This window comes from Streptomyces sp. HP-A2021 (genome assembly GCF_022807935.1).
Lineage (GTDB): Bacteria > Actinomycetota > Actinomycetes > Streptomycetales > Streptomycetaceae > Streptomyces > Streptomyces afghaniensis.
Genome location: NZ_CP094344.1, coordinates 8847363 through 8863683 on the forward strand (window position 1 = coordinate 8847363; position 16321 = coordinate 8863683).

A 16321-nucleotide genomic window follows, 5' to 3' on the forward strand; every position below is an offset into this window, starting at 1 on the left:
AGGAACTCCTACGGGAGGTCGGCGGAACGGGTGCCGGCGGCGGTGGGCGCGGTGAACAGATCGGCGATGTCGTCCAGGCCGATCACGACGACGGCCAGCACCGCACCCGCGGCCACGGACACGACCAGCTCGCCGCCCGTTGCCCGCACCGGACCGGAGCCGGTGACGACCAGGGCGCCGACGGTGGCCAGCAGCAGTGCGGTGTTCCTGACCAGGTGCAGTACGCCGAGGGGGCGCCCGGTGCGGCCGAAGCAGGCGCAGGTCACGGGCGGACCGCCGCCCCGTACGGCCCGCACCACGCCAAGGGTGAGCGCGGCAAGGACCAGCGAGGCAAGGAGCAGCCCGATCACGCCGGCCCGGGTGCCGGGCAGCAACAGCAGGCCCGCGGCCACGCCTTCGGCCGTGATGGTCGCGTACGCGAGCGGGCGGCGCATTCGCGGAGTGCCCAGGCCCATGTCGGCGAGCGTGGTGAGGAACGCACGGAATCCGGCGGGCCGTGCCTTGCCCACGGCGGATGCGGCGAGGACGACGGCGACCAGGACGTGGCAGCCCGTCAAGAGCGCGGCGGCCATGGCGCTCACCCCGCGAGCAGTTGCTGATGCAGCCGGCCCAGACAGGCATCGGGTTCGGTGCCGAGCTCGCGGCGGAAGACGGTCCGCGCCGACTCGAACGCGTCGGTCACGCGCCCTGGTTCGCCGAGGTGGTGATGGGCGTTCAGGACGAGCAGCCAGCTGCGGATGCGCAGCGGCTCCGCGGCGAGCACCTGCCCCGCCGTACGCAGTGCGGAGTGCGGCTGGCCGACACCGAGCCAGGCATCGGCCAGATCCTCGGTGGCGCGGATGCGCTCGGCGTCCAGGGTGCGCAGCGGGCCGTCGAGCATGCCGTACCGCTCGACTCCGGGGGCCGCGTGGTCCGAACTCCACAGCGCCAGCGCGGCGTTGAGCAGCTCAATCGCCCGGGGCGGGTCGTCGGTGACCGCGCTGCGGCCCCGGTCGGCGAGCCGCTCGAACACCAGGTGGTCGACGGCGTCCGGCGCGACCCGGAGTTCATAACCGCCCTGGTGACTGATCAGCGGGGTGGCCACCGGGAGCCGGCGGCGTAAGAGATGGGCGTACGAACGCAGGTTCGCGACGGCGGAGCGCGGCGGCTCGCCCGCCCACAGGGCGTCCATCAGGTTCTCCAGGGAGACCACGCTCCCCGGCCTGAGCAGCAGCGCGGTGAGCAGTGCGCACGGCTTGATGCCGCGAAGTGGCCCCGGGTGTGCGCCGTCGCTGACCTCGATCGGCCCCAGGATGCGTAACAGCGGTGCCTGCACCTGCGCTCCCCCTCTGTGACGCGTGGTCGGCTTGGGGCACACCGTATTATCGAAGCGCTTCGAACGTAACCCTGCTGCAACGACCAGTGGGTTGAACGCGCTCTGCTTGAGGATGGGTTGAATTGGCGCCTGATCATCGAAGCGCTTGACTCACCACGTCCCGCGGGGAACGCCCCCGTCGGCGAGGACACGCCGGACGGACGCACCGTGGACGAGGCCACCGGTCGCCCCGCGTGAGCCCTGTCTCACCTGGGCGGCGCCCCTTGGCTATGCAACGAGTTGCATATGAGGATCGAGGCATGGCGCTCGAGCACGCGATCCTCGTCTCCCTGCTGGAGAAGCCGGGCTCCGGTTATGAGCTGGCCCGGCGGTTCGAGCGGTCCATCGGATACTTCTGGACCGCCACGCACCAGCAGATCTACCGCGTTCTCAAGCGCATGGAGAGCGAGGGCCTGCTCGCCGTCCGTGAGCTGTCGCAGCAGAGCCGACCGGACAAGAAGGAGTACTCCGTCGTAGGCCCCGGCCGCGCCGCCCTCTCTCAGTGGCTGCACGAATCGATCCAGCCCGAGAGCATGCGGCACGAACTCGCCGTGAAGATCCGCGGCGCGGCCTTCGACGACCCGTCTGTGCTGATCCGCGAGGTCGAACGGCACCGCCAGGTGCACATCGACCGGCTCGCGCACTATCTGGCCGGGGAGCTGCGCGACTTCACCGGCCCGGCGGCTCCCACCCCGCTCGACACCGGTCAGGAACTGCAGCATGTCGTGCTGCGCGGCGGCATCGCGTACGAGCGGATGACGATCGCCTGGCTCGACGACGTACTCGCCACCCTCCGCCGGCTCGGCACGTCACCCCCGCACGCCTGACCTGGCGGCCACCGCCGCCCGCACCCCGCGTCCTTCAGACCTGCACCCTCAACCCTCAACCCTCGGAAGGCGGACCCTCCATGGCCGACTCCCTCCTCTTCAACCCCCGTACCTACGACCCGGCGCAGTTCGACCCCGAGACCCGCAGGTTGCTGCGTGCCACCGTCGACTGGTTCGAGGACCGCGGCAAGCGCAGGCTCATCGAGGACTACCGCTCCCGCGCCTGGCTGGCGGACTTCCTCGCGTTCGCAGCCAAGGAGGGGCTGTTCGCCACCTTCCTCACCCCGGCGTCCGCCGCCGGACACGAGGACCAGCGCTGGGACACGGCCCGGATCGCCGCCCTCAACGAGATCTTCGGGTTCTACGGTCTCGACTACTGGTACGCGTGGCAGGTGACCATCCTCGGCCTCGGACCGGTCTGGCAGAGCGACAACGCCGCAGCGCGTACCCGCGCGGCGGAACTCCTCGCCCAGGGCGAGGTGTTCGCCTTCGGTCTCTCCGAGAAGACCCATGGTGCCGACATCTACTCCACCGACATGTTGCTGACGCCGGACGGCAACGGCGGCTTCAGGGCGACGGGTTCCAAGTACTACATCGGCAACGGCAATGCCGCCGGGCTCGTCTCGGTCTTCGGCCGACGCGCCGACATCGAGGGCCCGGACGGCTACGTCTTCTTCGCCGCCGACAGTCGCCACCCGGCCTATCACCTCGTCAAGAACGTCGTGGACTCCTCGAAGTACGTCAGCGAGTTCCGCCTCGAGGACTACCCGGTGGGCCCGGACGACGTCCTGCACACGGGCCGCGCCGCCTTCGACGCCGCCCTCAACACCGTCAACGTCGGCAAGTTCAACCTCTGCACCGCCTCGATAGGCATCTGCGAGCACGCGATGTACGAGGCGGTGACCCACGCGCAGCATCGCATCCTGTACGGCCGCCCCGTCACCGCCTTCCCGCACGTGCGCCGCGAGCTGGCCGACGCGTACGTCCGCCTGGTCGGCATGAAGCTGTTCAGCGACCGCGCCGTCGACTATTTCCGCTCCGCCTCGCCGGACGACCGCCGTTACCTGCTCTTCAACCCGATGACGAAGATGAAGGTGACCACGGAGGGCGAGAAGGTCATCGACCTGATGTGGGACGTGATCGCCGCCAAGGGCTTCGAGAAGGACACCTATTTCGCCCAGGCCGCCGTCGAGATCCGGGGGCTGCCCAAGCTCGAAGGCACGGTCCACGTCAACCTCGCGCTGATCCTCAAGTTCATGCGCAACCACCTCCTGTACCCGGCCGAGTTCGCGCCCGTACCGACCCGCCTCGACGCGGCCGACGACACGTTCCTCTTCCAGCAGGGACCGGCCCGTGGCCTCGGCTCCGTACGCTTCCACGACTGGCGACCGGCCTACGACGCATACGCCGGCGTGCCGAACGTCGCCCGTTTCCGGGAGCAGGCCGACGCCCTGTGCGAGTTCGTCGCCACGGCAGCCCCCGACGAGGAGCAGAGCCGCGACCTCGATCTTCTTCTCGCCGTCGGCCAGCTGTTCGCGCTGGTGGTGCACGGGCAGCTGATCCTGGAGCAGGCCCGCCTGACGGACCTGGACGAGGATGTGCTCGACGAGCTGTTCGCCGTCCTGGTCCGCGACTTCTCGGCCTTCGCCGTCGAACTGCACGGCAAGGACTCCGCCACGGTGGATCAGCAGCGCTGGGCGCTCGGTGCCGTCCGGCGCCCCGTCGTCGACGAAGCGCGTTCGGGACGGGTCTGGGAGCGTGTGGAGGCACTGTCCGGGGCGTACGAGATGGCGCCGTGACAGTCCGCCCAGAGGGCTCGTCGACATGTGACGGTCAGGGCCCCCGGCAGCAGTGACGCTCGCATCGTGGCCCTCCGCGCGACCTGCCGCGCGGAGGGCCACACGTCACCTGATGGCCTGTTCGGCCCAGATCACCTTGCCCTGCGGGGTGTACCGAGTGCCCCAGCGCTCAGCCATCTGCGACACCAGGAACAGGCCCCGGCCTCCCTCGTCCGTCGTCGCGGCGTACCGCAGATGCGGTGAGGTGCTGCTGCCGTCGGCCACCTCGCAGATCAGCGTGCGGTCGCGGATCAGCCGCACGTGGATCGGCCCGGCGCTGTAGCGGATGGCATTGGTGATGAGCTCGCTAAGGATCAGCTCCATGGTGAAGCCGAACTCCGACAGGCCCCAAGTTTCGAGCTTTCGGGACACAGTGTCGCGCATACCCGAGACGGCGGCCGGGTCCGCTGGTACGTCCCAGTCGGCGACGCGGTCGCGCGGCAGTACCCGGGTGCGGGCGACGAGCAGGGCGACGTCGTCCTTGGGGCGATCGGGGAGCAGGCTGTCCAGCACGTCCTGGCAGGTCTCCTCGGGCGGCCGGCCGGAGTGGCCCGTCAGCGTGGCGCGCAGAATTTCCATTCCCACGTCCAGGTCGCGTCTGCGGTCCTCGATGAGGCCGTCGGTGTACAGGACGAGCTGCGTTCCCTCCGCGAGGCACAGCTCCGCGGTCTGGAACGGCATGCCGCCGAGGCCCAGGGGCGGACCGGCCGGCACGTCCGGGAAGGTGACGGTTCCGTCAGGCCGGACCAGCGCCGGCGCCAGATGCCCCGCACGCGCCATGACGTAGTGGCGCGTCACCGGGTCGTAGATCCCGTACAGGCAGGTGGCGCCCACGACACCCGCTGCGCTCTCTGCCGTCTCGTTCTGGTCGATGCGCCCGACCAGGTCGTCCAGATGGCTCAGCAACTCGTCGGGTGGCAGGTCGAGGGCGGAGAAGTTGTGCACCGCGGTCCGCAGCCGTCCCATCGTGGCGGCGGCGTGCAGGCCGTGCCCGACCACATCGCCGACGGCCAGTGCGACCCGGGTTCCCGGCAGGGGAATCACGTCGAACCAGTCTCCGCCCACGCCCGACTGGGCGGGAAGGTAGCGGAAGGCGATGTCGAGGGCGTTCTGCTCCGGCATGGCCTGCGGCAGCAGGCTGCGCTGGAGGGTGACTGCCAGAGCGTGCTCGCGGGTGTAACGGCGGGCATTGTCGATGCTTATCGCGGCACGGGCCACCAGTTCCTCCGCCAGCGACAGATCCTCTTCGTCGAAGGGCTCATGCGGGTGCGCGCGCCAGAAATTGGCCATGCCCAGCACGACGCCACGGGCCTGGATGGGGGCGCTGATGAGGGAGTGGATGCCGTGGTCGATGATCGCCTTGGCGCGCTCGGGGTCCTGCACGCGCCAGCCCGTGGCGGTCGGCAGATCGCTCACCAACTGGGACCGGCCGCTGCCGTAGCCGCGTGCCTGGGGAGTGGAGGGAAGGTAGTCGAAAAGCCGGCCCTGTTCGGAGAGCGGATGGTCGTCCTGAATGCCGCACACGGCCGCGCGTCGCATGTCCGTCGCCGTGAGGGCCGGCTCCTCGCCGTGCAGGACGGCGTCGGCCAGGTCCACGGTGACGAAGTCCGCGAAGCGAGGAATCGGGACCTGTGCCAACTCGTCGGCGGTGCGCAGCACGTCCAGGGTGGTACCGATGCGGAGTCCGGCGTCGTACAGCAGCCTGAGCCGCTCCCGTGCCACCTCCGCCCTGCCGGTGACCGCCTGCAGCTCGGTGGAGTCGCGCAGTGTCACCACCGTGCCCTCGGGGCCTGACCCGAAGTCCGTGGGCCGTTGGTTGACCGCGAGCAGCCGCTCGCCCGCGAGGTGCACCTCGTCGGTGGCCTCGCGCCCGGAGACGAGCAGCGCCTTCGTCTCGGGATCGAGGCCCGGCAGCTCCGAGACGAGCTGCCCCTCGACGTCGGGGGGCAGTTCCAGCAGGCGTCTGGCTTCGTCGTTCGCCAGCATCAGCTGCCCGTCGGCGGCCACGATCAGTACCCCTTCCCGAACGGAGTGGAGCACCGTGTCGTGGTGCTCGTACATCAGGGTCATCTCGTCCGGGGCCAGGCTGTGTGTCTGGCGTCGCAGCCGCTTGCCCACCAGCGCCGTCACACCGGTGGACAGCGCGAGCGCTGCGGCCCCGGCGCCCAGGATGATCGGTAGTTGCCGGTGCAACTGACTTTCGACGTTCTCGACCTTCATCCCGGCCGAGACCAGGGCCACCACCTGGCTGTCGGCGTTCTCGATCGGGACCGTGGCCTGCACCTCGCGACCGAGCGGGCCGTCGACGCTCTCCACATAGACCTTCCCCGCCAGCGGCTGCCCGATCTCGCCCACGAAGCGCTTTCCGATGCGGTCCGGCAGGGGGTGCGTGTACCGGATGCCCTCGGTGTCCATGACCACGATGAAGTCGACGCCGGCGGCCCGGCGCGCCGCCTCGGTGAGCGGCTGGAGAATCTTGCTCGGATCCGGGGTCTGCAAGGCCGCCAGGACGCCCGGTGAGTGCGCGTAGGTCTGTGCCACGGCCGTGGAGCGTCGCCTGGCCTCGGCGCTGGAGTCCCGCTCCGACTGCAGGATGAGAGCGAAGACGCCGCACGTCACGAGCAGCACTACCAGAGCCACCTGGAAAACCAGCACCTGCCCGGCCACGCTCCGCGTGCCCTTGCTGAGGAGGCGCTTGACTGATAGGTGTCGAAAACGGGCGAAAGGATTCGCCATGCGACCTTTTTAACATCGGTGATCCCAAGTGACCAGAGCTCGGCCGACCCGTGCCCGGCTGACCTCGGGCGCCCGGGAGGCATGTGCTGCCTGGTTTCGGTTCCTCCGGACGTGGCCGTCCGGCGCGCATTCCTCGCGTGCGGCGCATGATCATTCCGCGCCTAATGTCTAATTAGGCCGATATGATGCATTTTGTGATCATGTCTGCACGGCTGTGGCGCCGTCGCCCCGCCTACAGCGGCCGATGGGAAGCTGCCCGGCTGTCACCCCTCATTTTGACCGCCCTCATCGCCGGCCTGGCGTTCTCCACGCCCAGGGAGATCGCCTTCAGCCGCCTTCTGCCCGCCGCGCCCGCCCTGGCCGCCGCGATGTGGCCCGTGTTCCCCACGATCCTGTTGGGCGCGTTCTGCCTGCTGCTCATGATCGTCCTCAGCTTCTTCTACACGGACCTGGGGACGCAGTACACGGCGGCCGCGATCGTCGCGGTCACCCTGGCGGCCGCATACGGGAGTCATGTCCGGCTCCAGCGTGAGGAGATGCTCTTCCAGATCCGGCTCGTCGCCGACGCAGCCCAGAAGGTGCTGCTGCGCCCGCTGCCACGCCGCATCGAGGGCGTCGAGATCGAGTCGCTGTACCTGGCGGCCCAAGAGCAGGCCCGGATCGGCGGCGACTTCTATGAGGCGATCGGTACACCGCACGGGGTCCGGCTGCTCATCGGCGACGTGCGGGGCAAGGGCCTGTCCGCGGTGGGGGCGGCCTCGGCGGTGATCAGTTGCTTCAGAGAGGCCGCTTACGACGAGCCCGACCTGCAGGGCGTCATCCACCGTCTCGAGATCGCCGTCACGCGTCACAGCGCTGCGTTTCCGGCCCAGGACCAGCCCGAGCACTTCGCCACTGCTCTCCTCGCCGAGATTCCGCACGACGGCGGCTGCGTACGACTTCTCAACTGCGGGCATCCCCCGCCGCTGATCGCGCATCACGGAAAGGTCCGGGTCCTGGTCCCGACCATCGCCTCCCCGCCTCTCAACCTCGCAGCGCTCATCGGTGACCGTTACTGGGTCGACGTCGTCGCCTTCGCCCCGGGGGACCAGCTGCTGCTCTACACGGACGGCGTATCGGAGGCCCGGGACCACGCGGGCGAGTTCTTCCCGCTGCCGGACTGGCTGCGGCGGCAGGGCCTGGAGCAGCCCCGCGAGCTGCTCGACCGGCTGCACCGGGCTCTGCTGCAGCACAGCGGTGGCAGGCTCGACGACGACATCGCGGCCCTCGCGCTGAGGTCCTCCGACGCGCAGGATCGGGGAAGCGTCGGCATCGAGGGCTGAGTCTTGGTATCCGCATGCCGGAAAACCGCAGGTCCTGGTTTTGGCCGAACGAGTTGTCGTAGCCATGTCTGCTCGCTCGGATTCCCGACCTCGTCAAGCCAGCCCGTGCTGCCTCGCGTACGCGTTCGCCACGTCCTCCGGGTCCTTCTTGTCCTTGTCCACCTGGCGGTTGAGCTCGGTGAGCTGGGCCGTGGTGAGGACGTTGCCGAGGCGGGCCAGGGCCTTGCGGACCGTGGAGTCGGCCTTGCGGTCGGCGATGAGCGGGACGACGTGCTGGCCGGGGATGAGGTTCTCGGGGTCCGTCAGTACCACCCAGTCGTTGGCCTGGATGTCGGTGTCCGTGGTGAAGAGGTTCGCCACGTCGACGTCGCCCTTCTTCAGGGCGCCCTTGACCAGGGGGCCGGAGGAGTCGAGGGACTTGAACTCCTTGAACTCCACCCCGTAGACGTCCTTGAGGCCGACCACACCCACCTGGCGCTTCTTCACCTCCGGCGCCGCGCCGATGACCAGCCTGCCGTTCTGTTTCTTCAGGTCGGCCAGGGAGGTCAGGCCGTACTTCTTCGCCGTCTCCCGCGTGACCACGAAGGCGTCCGAGTCCTCCGCCATGCCGTACGGCAGCACCTGGAGGCCGGCGGGGAGCGCGACGGCGAGGGCGTTCTGCATCTCGCCCTCCTCGGTCGCCGTCGCCTTCGGGTCGAGGTAGTGCAGGAGGGCGCCCTGGTACTCGGGCAGGAGGTCGATGTCGCCGCCCTTGATCGCGGGGATGAGGATCTCGCGGGTGCCGAGGTTGGGGCGGACGTTCGTCTTCACGCCGGCTGCCGTGAGCACAGCCGCGTACAGATAACCCAGCACCTGGTTCTCGGTGAAGTTGGCGGTGCCGATGGTGACTCCGCCCTTGCTGGAGCCGCCGCCGGAGGCCGTGCCCCCCTGGTTTTCGAGGGAGGTGATGCCGCTCGCGCAGGCGGAGAGGGCGGGGACGGAGGCCGCTGCGAAGAGGCCGCCGAGGAGAGTGCGTCGGTTCATCGAGGGTCCCTAGGCAGTGCGGTGTCGGAAGAGGAAACGCTGGAGGGTGCTCAGCAGCAGATCGAGTACGACGGCCACGACGGCGACCAGCACCGCGCCGCCGAGCACCTGGACGAGGTCGCGCTGGGCCAGGCCGTCGAACACGTAACGGCCGAGGCCGCCGAAGGAGACGTACGCGGCGATCGTGGCGGTGGCGACGACCTGGATGAGAGCCAGGCGCAGGCCCGTCATGATCAGAGGCAGGGCGAGCGGCAACTCGACCTGGAACAGGACCTGGTGGCCGCGCATGCCCTGTCCGCGCGCCGCGTCCTTCACGTCCGGGTCGACGGCGGTCATCCCGGCGTAGGTGTTGGTGACGATCGCCGGGACCGCCAGGGCGACCAGGGCCACGTAGACCGGGAGCATGGACAGTCCGCCGGCCAGGAAGACCAGGACGACCAGGCCGACGGTCGGGAGCGCGCGGCCGAACGACGCCAGGTTGATCGCGAGGAACGCGCCCTTGCCGGTGTGGCCGATCAGCAGGCCCAGCGGGAGGCCGATGGCGGCCGCGATGAGCGTGGCGACGAGGGAGTACTGGAGGTGCTCGGCGAGGCGGTGGGTGATGCCGTCCGAGCCGGACCACTGGGCGCCGCTGGTCAGCCAGCCGCCGAGATGCTTGAAGAGTTCGTACATGTCAGGCTCGCCGCCTCCGCCACGGGGTCAGGACGTACTGGACGGCGACCAGGGCCGCGTCCGCGACCACGGCCAGGAGGATCGTGAGGACCACTCCCGCGATCACCGGCGTCGGGAAGTTGCGCTGGAAGCCGTCGGTGAAGAGCTGGCCGAGGCCGCCGTCGCCGATGTAGGTCGCCACCGAGACGAGGGAGATCGACATGACCGTCGCGATGCGGACGCCCGCCATGATCACGGGGAGCGCCAGCGGGAACTCCACCGTGAGGAGCGTGCGCAGGGGGCGCGTGCCCATTGCCTTCGCCGCCTCCTTCGTCTTCGCGGGGACCGAGTCGAGGCCCTCCACGGTGTTCCGGAGCAGCACGACCAGCGTGTAGACCGTCAGGCCGATCACGGTGGTGGTGCGGGTGAGGCCGCTGACCGGCAGCAGGAGCACGAAGATCGCGATCGACGGGATGGTGAACAGGACGTTCGAGATGCCGAGCAGGAAGCCGCGCAGGGGGCGGATCCGGTGGGCGACCACTGCCAGGGGGAGCGAGATCAGGACGCCGAAGAGGACGGCGGACAGGGCGGCCTGGAGGTGGGAGACCGTGAGGGTGGTGAGGTCGTCGGTGTGGTCGCCGATCCACGACCAGTCGATCGTCATGCGGCCACCCGGGCTTCCGTGTGGGCCTGCCCCGCGTGCTGGTGGATGTCGTCACGGGACGAGACGCCGGTGAGGACGCCGTCGGCGTCGACGCGGGCTATCAGGCCGGTGGGGGAGGCGATGGACTCGTTGAGGGCCGACAGCAGCGAGTCGTCGTCCCTGAGCGGTCGTACGGGGAGTTCGGCATCGCCCGAGGCCCAGTGCAGGGGCTTGTTCGCCGCGTCGAGTACGAGGGCCCAGGGACCGCCCTCCGGGGCCGGGCCCTGCGGGACGGCAGCGAGGGTCTTCAGCGAGAGCAGCTTCAGACCGCGCTCGGCGCCGAGGAAGTCGGCCACGAAGTCGTCGGCGGGGCGGGCCAGGAGCTCGGTGGGTGCGGCGCACTGGACCAGGTGGCCACCGGTACGGAAGATCGCGATCCGGTCGCCCAGTCGTACGGCCTCGTCGATGTCGTGGGTGACGAAGACGATGGTCTTGCTCAACTCCTGCTGGAGCCGGATCAGTTCGTCCTGGAGCTGGGCGCGCACGACCGGGTCGACCGCGCCGAACGGCTCGTCCATGAGGAGCACCGGCGGGTCGGCGGCGAGCGCGCGGGCCACGCCGACGCGCTGCTGCTGGCCGCCGGAGAGCTGGTGCGGGTAGCGCTTGCCGGCCTCGGCCGACAGGCCCACGGTCTCCAGCAATTCGGCCGCGCGGGCCCGGGACTTCCTGCGGCCGTGGCCCAGGAGCAGCGGCACGGTGGCGATGTTGTCGAGCACCGTGCGGTGCGGGAAGAGGCCGGCCTGCTGGATGACGTATCCGATGGAGCGGCGCAGTTCGGCGGCGTCCTGCCGGGTGACGTCCTTGCCACCGACGCGGATGGTGCCGGAGGTCGGCTCGACCATCCGGTTGATCATGCGCAGGGTGGTCGTCTTGCCGCAACCGGAGGATCCGACGAGGACGGTCACGCCGCCTTCCGCCATGTCGAGGGTGAGGTCGTGGACTGCAGTCGTGCCGTTGGGGAAGCGCTTGTGGACCGCGTCGAACTGGATCATGAGATGTCCCTTGCCCGGCTGTATAACGTCATGCAGAGTTCTCGGTACGTGAATAGGTTGTCAACGGTTTGGCGTTAATCCGACGTAACGGCTGACCGCCAGGCAAGATCGAAAGTCCACCTTGAGGGGAGTTTGGGCGTGATGTCGTCTCAGATCGTGGACGCGGCTGGTGCTGTGTCTTCCGGGTATACCGGCCCAGTGGTCCTCGACGGGATCGGACTCCGGGTCGAGGACGTCGTGCGCCTCGCCGACGGGACGGCGCGTCCGGAACCCGGGAGCGACGCGATGAAGCGGGTGGCGGAGTCCTGGGACGCCGCACGGCAGATCGCCGCGACCGGACGCGTCTACGGCCGCTCCACCGGTGTCGGCGCCAACCGGAACGAGGACGTGCCCACCGAGGCGGCCGCCGAGCACGGCCTCCGGCTGCTGCGCAGCCACGCCGGCGCCATCGGGGAGGAGCTGCCCGCCCGCCAGGTCCGCGCGATGCTCGCCGTCCGCGCCAACCAGCTGCTGGCCGGGGGTGCGGGGCTGCGACCGACCGTGGTCACCGCGCTGTGCGAGGCGCTGGAGAGCGGGGCGTATCCGGTCGTCAACGAGTTCGGATCGGTGGGCACCGGGGACATCGCGGCGCTGGCCCAGGCGGGACTGGCGTTGGCGGGGGAGCATCCGTGGCGGGAAGCGGGTTTCTCAGGCGCAGGCGGCGCTTCCGGCGAGCCGCGAGGTGTGGTCGGTGCTCCCGAGCCCCAGCACCTCGACAACAACGACGCCCTCGCCTTCATCAGCAGCAACGCCCTCACACTCGGTCAGGCCGCGCTCGCCCTGCACGAACTGCGAGGGCTGCTGGAGGCCACTCAGGTCGTCGGCGCCCTGTCGGTGCTGGCGGTCGATGGTGCACACGAGGCGTACGCCGCGCCCGTGCACGCCGCCCGGCCGCACCGCGGCTCCGTCGAAGTCGCCCGGCGGATGCGGGAGTTGCTCGGCGCCCCCGACCGGCCCACCCCGCCGCTCGGGCGGCTCCAGGACCCGTACGGCTTCCGCTGCCTCCCCCAGGTCCACGGTCCCGCCCATGACGCGGCCGACGCCCTGGAAGAGGTCGTCGCGATCGAGATCAACGCGGCCGCCGAGAACCCGCTGATCACCCCCGAGGACATGGCGGCCTACCACCACGGCGGCTTCTACCAGTCCCAACTCGCCCTCGCCCTGGACCACTTCAGGCTGGCCCTCACCCAGGTGGCCCGGCTGTCGACATCACGGCTCTCCACCCTCAACGAGCCCGCCTACACCCGCCTGCGCCCCTTCCTCGCCGACCATCAACCCGCCTCCTCCGGCGTCATGATCCTGGAGTACGCCGCCGGCGCCGCCCTCGGCGATCTGCGGGCGTTCTCGGCACCCGCGTCGCTCGGCCACGCCGTACTCTCCCGAGGCGTCGAGGAACAGGCCAGCTTCGCCTCGCTCGCCGCACGTCAGACGCTGCGCGCATGCGGTGCGTACCGTCTGGTCGTCGGCTGCGAACTCGTCGCCGCCGTACGGGCGCTGCGCCAGCGCGAGCTCCGGCCCGATCCGGATCTACCCGTGGGCCGCGCGCAGGAGCTCGCCCTGTCGGTGCTCAACGAGGACCAGGCCGACCGGCCGCTCACGGATGACGTGACGGCGGCGGCCGCACTGCTCGACCGGTTCACGGACATCTGGAGGAGGGGCGAGTGAAGGTGTGAGCTTGGCCCTGGTCGCCTCCAGGAAACGGCGGCCTGACCCGCTCGACAACGAGCGTGCGGACCTTGCGCCATCGAGCATGCTGCCCCTATTCGCCCCGCCAGACGTTGTCGAAGGCCGCCTCGTCGATGGCTCGCCGTTGCCGTTCGGCCTCCAGACCCCTGACCGCGTCCTGGACGGCGGCGAGCACGGTCGCCACGGCCTCGTCGGCCACGCCCGGTGACCCTTCAGTCAGCTCGTCGCCGACGCCGGCGGCCGCCGCGAGGGCGGCGAGGACGGGCTCATCCGACGCATAGCGGTTCGCCGCGTGGCGGCGTGCGGGCGAATCCACCAGCACCGTGTGAGTGGGCTGGAAGATCATCCAGCGATGGTGGCGTTGCCGGCTGAGCTGCCCTTCCGCTTCGAGGACGGCCAGATAGGCCTCGGCCAGGTCGCGGCCCCTGCGCCACAGCCAGGCGTCGACCGAGTCGTACGGCGCCTGCCGCGCGAGCGACGACGCAGCCTCGTCCAGCATCCGATCGGTCATGGAGCGCCGGTCACTCGGCACGATGTGGTCACCGGCCAGTGTGACGGCTCGGGCATCCAGGAGGTCGATCAGCTCGGCTCCCGCGAGCGCGAGTGACAGATCGCCTCGCTCCAGCGCGCGACTGGCCGCCAAATCCATGGCGGTGATCAAAAGGTCCCTTGGTGTGGTCATGAGTGGCTCCACGTCACATCGAGGAGCTGGAGGCGGGCGACGCGGTGCGCCGGATGTGCCTCGGCCCGCCGGCAGCACTCCCGTACGAGCCTACGGAGCCAGGGCGGCAGCCGCACCCCAGGCGGGCCCTGTCCCGGACCGCCTGACGAACCTGCTCCAGTGGCCGGGCCGGCGTGCGTCCTTCCGGGCTGAATCAGGATGAACCCATGGTTTCCCGCGGTTGAACCTTCTCGCGTGAGCGAAGTCGGGGTGCCAACGGTGGAATCGTATGGCGGCCGGACAGGTCTTCTTGGCTGAAACATGCCAGTCAGTCGGCCCGAGGAGTCACCCCCGATGCCCAGCATCATGTCCCTCGAGATACGTACCGTCCCGACGAGCGGCAGATCCGCGCCTACCCGAGGCCACGCCCTGCGGCTCGACATCCAGGGGCTGCGCGCGGTGGCCGTCGGGCTGGTGGTGCTCTCCCACGCCGGCGTGTCCCAGGTCAGCGGCGGTTACATCGGTGTCGACGTCTTCTTCGTGATCTCCGGCTTCCTCATCACGTCGCTGCTGCTGCGCGAACTCGCCACCACCGGCCGGGTGTCGGTCCGTTCCTTCTACGCCCGCCGGGCACTGCGGCTGCTTCCCGCCTCGTCCCTCGTCATCGCCGTCACGCTGGGCGCGGCCTGGCTGTTCCTGTCGGAAGCGCGGCTCGCCGAGTACGCGGGTGACGCCCTCGCCAGTGCACTGTACGCGGTCAACTTCCGGCTTGCGGCGGCCGGTACGGACTATCTCGCCCAGAACAGCCCGCCGTCACCGTTCCAGCACTTCTGGTCGCTTGCCGTGGAGGAGCAGTTCTACCTGGTGTGGCCTCTGCTCCTGCTGCTCGCCTGGCGGGTCACCCGCGGTCGGCGCCGACTGGTCGCGGTGCCGCTCGGGGTACTGTGCCTGGGGTCGTTCGCGGCGGGCGTTCTCGTGACGAACTCCTCGGCGCCCTGGGCGTACTTCGGCTCCCTCACCCGGGCATGGGAACTGGGTGCTGGTGCGCTCCTGGCGCTGGCCACCGGCCGGCTGGAACGGCTGCCCGCCGCCCTCGCGGCCCCGCTGACCTGGCTCGGCTTGGCCTGCGTCACGCTGGCAGCGCTCTGGTACGACGACGAGACGCCCTTCCCCGGCCACCACGCCCTGCTGCCGGTCGCCGGCACCGCGCTCGTGCTGGCCGGCGGCTGCGCTCCCACCTCGCAGGGCGCCGCGTGGTTGCTGGGGCGGCGACCGCTGGTGTGGCTCGGCGGACTCTCGTACGGCTGGTACCTGTGGCACTGGCCGCTGCTGGTCATCGCCCCGGCGGCGCTGGGCCGCGCCGACGGCACGGCCGACGTGCTGCTCGCGATCGGCCTGTCCGCGGCGGCGCTGGGCCTGGCGTGGCTGACTCTCCGCCTCGTGGAGAACCCGGTCCGCTTCCACCGGGTCTTCCGCAGGCGCCCCCGCCGAGCCCTGGTGCTCGGGGCCGCGCTGTCTGCGGGCGCCTCGGCGCTGTCCCTGACGGCGACGGCGGTCCCGCCGACGATCGAGGTGGGCGACCCCGCGCCCGCGCTGGCGCGGGCACTCTCCGACGCACCGGCCCCGCAGGCCCGTCTCACCGAACTCCTGACGACGTCCCCCACCGCCCTGCCGAGTAACCTCGCCCCGCCCCTGCCGAAGGTGAAGTCCTCCCGCTCCGCGGTCTACCGGGACGGCTGCCACGTCGACCACTCCGCCACCCGCGCCCGGCCCTGCGTCTACGGCGACCGGTCATCCTCCCGCACGATCGTCCTCTTCGGCGACTCGCACGCGGCCCAGTGGTTCCCGGCCCTGCAACGGCTCGCGACCGCACGCGGCTGGAAGCTGGTCTCTTTGACGAAGGCCTCCTGCAAGGTCGCCGACGTGACCATCGTCAGCGGCCACAAGCCGTACACCGCCTGCGACACCTGGCGCTCCAACGCCATTGCGAGGATCAAGACACTGCGCCCCGACCTGGTCGTCGTCTCCTCCTCGGACGCCGGCGACCCGGCCCGCCCCGCCGCCAACCCCCTCCACCAGTGGGCCACCGGCTTCGAGAACACCTTCCGTGACCTGGGCATCTCCGGCGCCCGGGTCGCCGCCCTGCTCGACACCCCATGGCCCAAGGGCGACCCGATCGACTGCGCCGCCAGGAACTCCCTGCAACTGCGCTCCTGCGCCCATCACTTGCCGGAGGCGACCCGCGACGCGACCCGTGGCGCAGCCATCCGGACCGCCGCATCGGCAACGGCCACCACAGTCATCGACCCCACCCCCTGGCTCTGCGCCTCCCGCACCGGCATCTGCCCTGTGGTCGTCGCCGACACCGCCGTCTACCGCGACGACAGCCACCTCTCAGAGGCCTACGCCGAGGCGCTCACCCCGGTTCTGGCGCCGTCGCTGGATCATCTCGTTGGCGCGCGCTGAGCACCAAAAGCAAGGGAGAGCCG

Annotated in this window: 13 protein-coding genes; 5 read left to right on the forward strand and 8 right to left on the reverse strand. The window is 70.2% G+C overall.

Going from position 1 to position 16321, the window contains the following annotated elements; genetic code table 11:
• Positions 1-8: 8 nt before the first annotated feature.
• Positions 9-572, reverse strand: a complete 564-nt coding sequence (locus MQE23_RS39885; protein ID WP_243381693.1) for a MauE/DoxX family redox-associated membrane protein — start codon at positions 570-572, stop codon at positions 9-11.
• A gap of 5 nt (positions 573-577) precedes the next feature.
• Positions 578-1315, reverse strand: a complete 738-nt coding sequence (locus MQE23_RS39890; protein WP_243381695.1) for a BTAD domain-containing putative transcriptional regulator — start codon at positions 1313-1315, stop codon at positions 578-580.
• 299 nt (positions 1316-1614) lie between these two features.
• Between MQE23_RS39890 and MQE23_RS39895 the strand changes: the two genes are divergently transcribed.
• Positions 1615-2181 carry a PadR family transcriptional regulator gene (locus MQE23_RS39895; protein WP_020275198.1) on the forward strand — a complete coding sequence of 189 codons (567 nt, stop codon included), beginning with the start codon at positions 1615-1617 and terminating at the stop codon, positions 2179-2181.
• 80 nt (positions 2182-2261) lie between these two features.
• Positions 2262-3980, forward strand: coding sequence for an acyl-CoA dehydrogenase family protein (locus MQE23_RS39900; protein ID WP_020275199.1), 1719 nt, complete (start codon positions 2262-2264; stop codon positions 3978-3980).
• Between the two features lie 105 nt (positions 3981-4085).
• On the opposite strand, the gene MQE23_RS39905 is transcribed toward MQE23_RS39900, so the two are convergent.
• On the reverse strand, positions 4086-6755 hold the full coding sequence (locus MQE23_RS39905; protein WP_243381696.1) for a SpoIIE family protein phosphatase: 2670 nt from the start codon (positions 6753-6755) through the stop codon (positions 4086-4088).
• A gap of 200 nt (positions 6756-6955) precedes the next feature.
• Between MQE23_RS39905 and MQE23_RS39910 the strand changes: the two genes are divergently transcribed.
• The gene (locus MQE23_RS39910) at positions 6956-8077 is read left to right on the forward strand and encodes a PP2C family protein-serine/threonine phosphatase (protein ID WP_051185662.1); all 1122 of its coding nucleotides are present in this window, start codon (positions 6956-6958) and stop codon (positions 8075-8077) included.
• Positions 8078-8170: 93 nt separating this feature from the next.
• Here the strand turns inward: MQE23_RS39910 and MQE23_RS39915 are convergent, their stop codons facing one another.
• Genes MQE23_RS39915 through MQE23_RS39930 form a run of 4 tightly spaced genes read right to left on the reverse strand, consistent with a single transcriptional unit; the run spans position 8171 to position 11446 of the window.
• Positions 8171-9100, reverse strand: coding sequence for an ABC transporter substrate-binding protein (locus tag MQE23_RS39915; protein WP_243381698.1), 930 nt, complete (start codon positions 9098-9100; stop codon positions 8171-8173).
• Positions 9101-9109: 9 nt separating this feature from the next.
• Positions 9110-9772: an ABC transporter permease gene (locus MQE23_RS39920; protein ID WP_020275204.1), complete on the reverse strand. Its 663-nt coding sequence runs from the start codon at positions 9770-9772 to the stop codon at positions 9110-9112.
• 1 nt (position 9773) lies between these two features.
• Positions 9774-10415 carry an ABC transporter permease gene (locus MQE23_RS39925; RefSeq protein ID WP_243381700.1) on the reverse strand — a complete coding sequence of 214 codons (642 nt, stop codon included), beginning with the start codon at positions 10413-10415 and terminating at the stop codon, positions 9774-9776.
• Positions 10412-11446: an ATP-binding cassette domain-containing protein gene (locus MQE23_RS39930; RefSeq protein ID WP_243381701.1), complete on the reverse strand. Its 1035-nt coding sequence runs from the start codon at positions 11444-11446 to the stop codon at positions 10412-10414. The genes MQE23_RS39925 and MQE23_RS39930 overlap by 4 nt, the downstream gene beginning before the upstream one ends.
• Positions 11447-11587: 141 nt before the next feature.
• On the opposite strand from MQE23_RS39930, the gene MQE23_RS39935 reads away from it, so the two are divergent.
• The gene (locus MQE23_RS39935) at positions 11588-13150 is read left to right on the forward strand and encodes an aromatic amino acid ammonia-lyase (RefSeq protein ID WP_128092646.1); all 1563 of its coding nucleotides are present in this window, start codon (positions 11588-11590) and stop codon (positions 13148-13150) included.
• A 94-nt stretch (positions 13151-13244) separates the two neighbouring features.
• On the opposite strand, the gene MQE23_RS39940 is transcribed toward MQE23_RS39935, so the two are convergent.
• Positions 13245-13853, reverse strand: coding sequence for a GPP34 family phosphoprotein (locus tag MQE23_RS39940; protein ID WP_037671618.1), 609 nt, complete (start codon positions 13851-13853; stop codon positions 13245-13247).
• Between the two features lie 333 nt (positions 13854-14186).
• Between MQE23_RS39940 and MQE23_RS39945 the strand changes: the two genes are divergently transcribed.
• Positions 14187-16298 carry an acyltransferase family protein gene (locus MQE23_RS39945; protein ID WP_243381703.1) on the forward strand — a complete coding sequence of 704 codons (2112 nt, stop codon included), beginning with the start codon at positions 14187-14189 and terminating at the stop codon, positions 16296-16298.
• Positions 16299-16321: the final 23 nt, after the last annotated feature.

Coding starts and splice junctions, on each gene's coding strand:
- MQE23_RS39900 (WP_020275199.1), top strand. CDS start 2,262: ATGGCCGACTCCCTCCTCTTCAACCCCCGTACCTACGACCCGGCGCAG.
- MQE23_RS39915 (WP_243381698.1), bottom strand. CDS start 9,100: ATGAACCGACGCACTCTCCTCGGCGGCCTCTTCGCAGCGGCCTCCGTC.
- MQE23_RS39930 (WP_243381701.1), bottom strand. CDS start 11,446: ATGATCCAGTTCGACGCGGTCCACAAGCGCTTCCCCAACGGCACGACT.
- MQE23_RS39910 (WP_051185662.1), top strand. CDS start 6,956: ATGTCTGCACGGCTGTGGCGCCGTCGCCCCGCCTACAGCGGCCGATGG.
- MQE23_RS39905 (WP_243381696.1), bottom strand. CDS start 6,755: ATGGCGAATCCTTTCGCCCGTTTTCGACACCTATCAGTCAAGCGCCTC.
- MQE23_RS39895 (WP_020275198.1), top strand. CDS start 1,615: ATGGCGCTCGAGCACGCGATCCTCGTCTCCCTGCTGGAGAAGCCGGGC.
- MQE23_RS39885 (WP_243381693.1), bottom strand. CDS start 572: ATGGCCGCCGCGCTCTTGACGGGCTGCCACGTCCTGGTCGCCGTCGTC.
- MQE23_RS39935 (WP_128092646.1), top strand. CDS start 11,588: ATGTCGTCTCAGATCGTGGACGCGGCTGGTGCTGTGTCTTCCGGGTAT.
- MQE23_RS39920 (WP_020275204.1), bottom strand. CDS start 9,772: ATGTACGAACTCTTCAAGCATCTCGGCGGCTGGCTGACCAGCGGCGCC.
- MQE23_RS39940 (WP_037671618.1), bottom strand. CDS start 13,853: ATGACCACACCAAGGGACCTTTTGATCACCGCCATGGATTTGGCGGCC.
- MQE23_RS39925 (WP_243381700.1), bottom strand. CDS start 10,415: ATGACGATCGACTGGTCGTGGATCGGCGACCACACCGACGACCTCACC.
- MQE23_RS39945 (WP_243381703.1), top strand. CDS start 14,187: ATGCCCAGCATCATGTCCCTCGAGATACGTACCGTCCCGACGAGCGGC.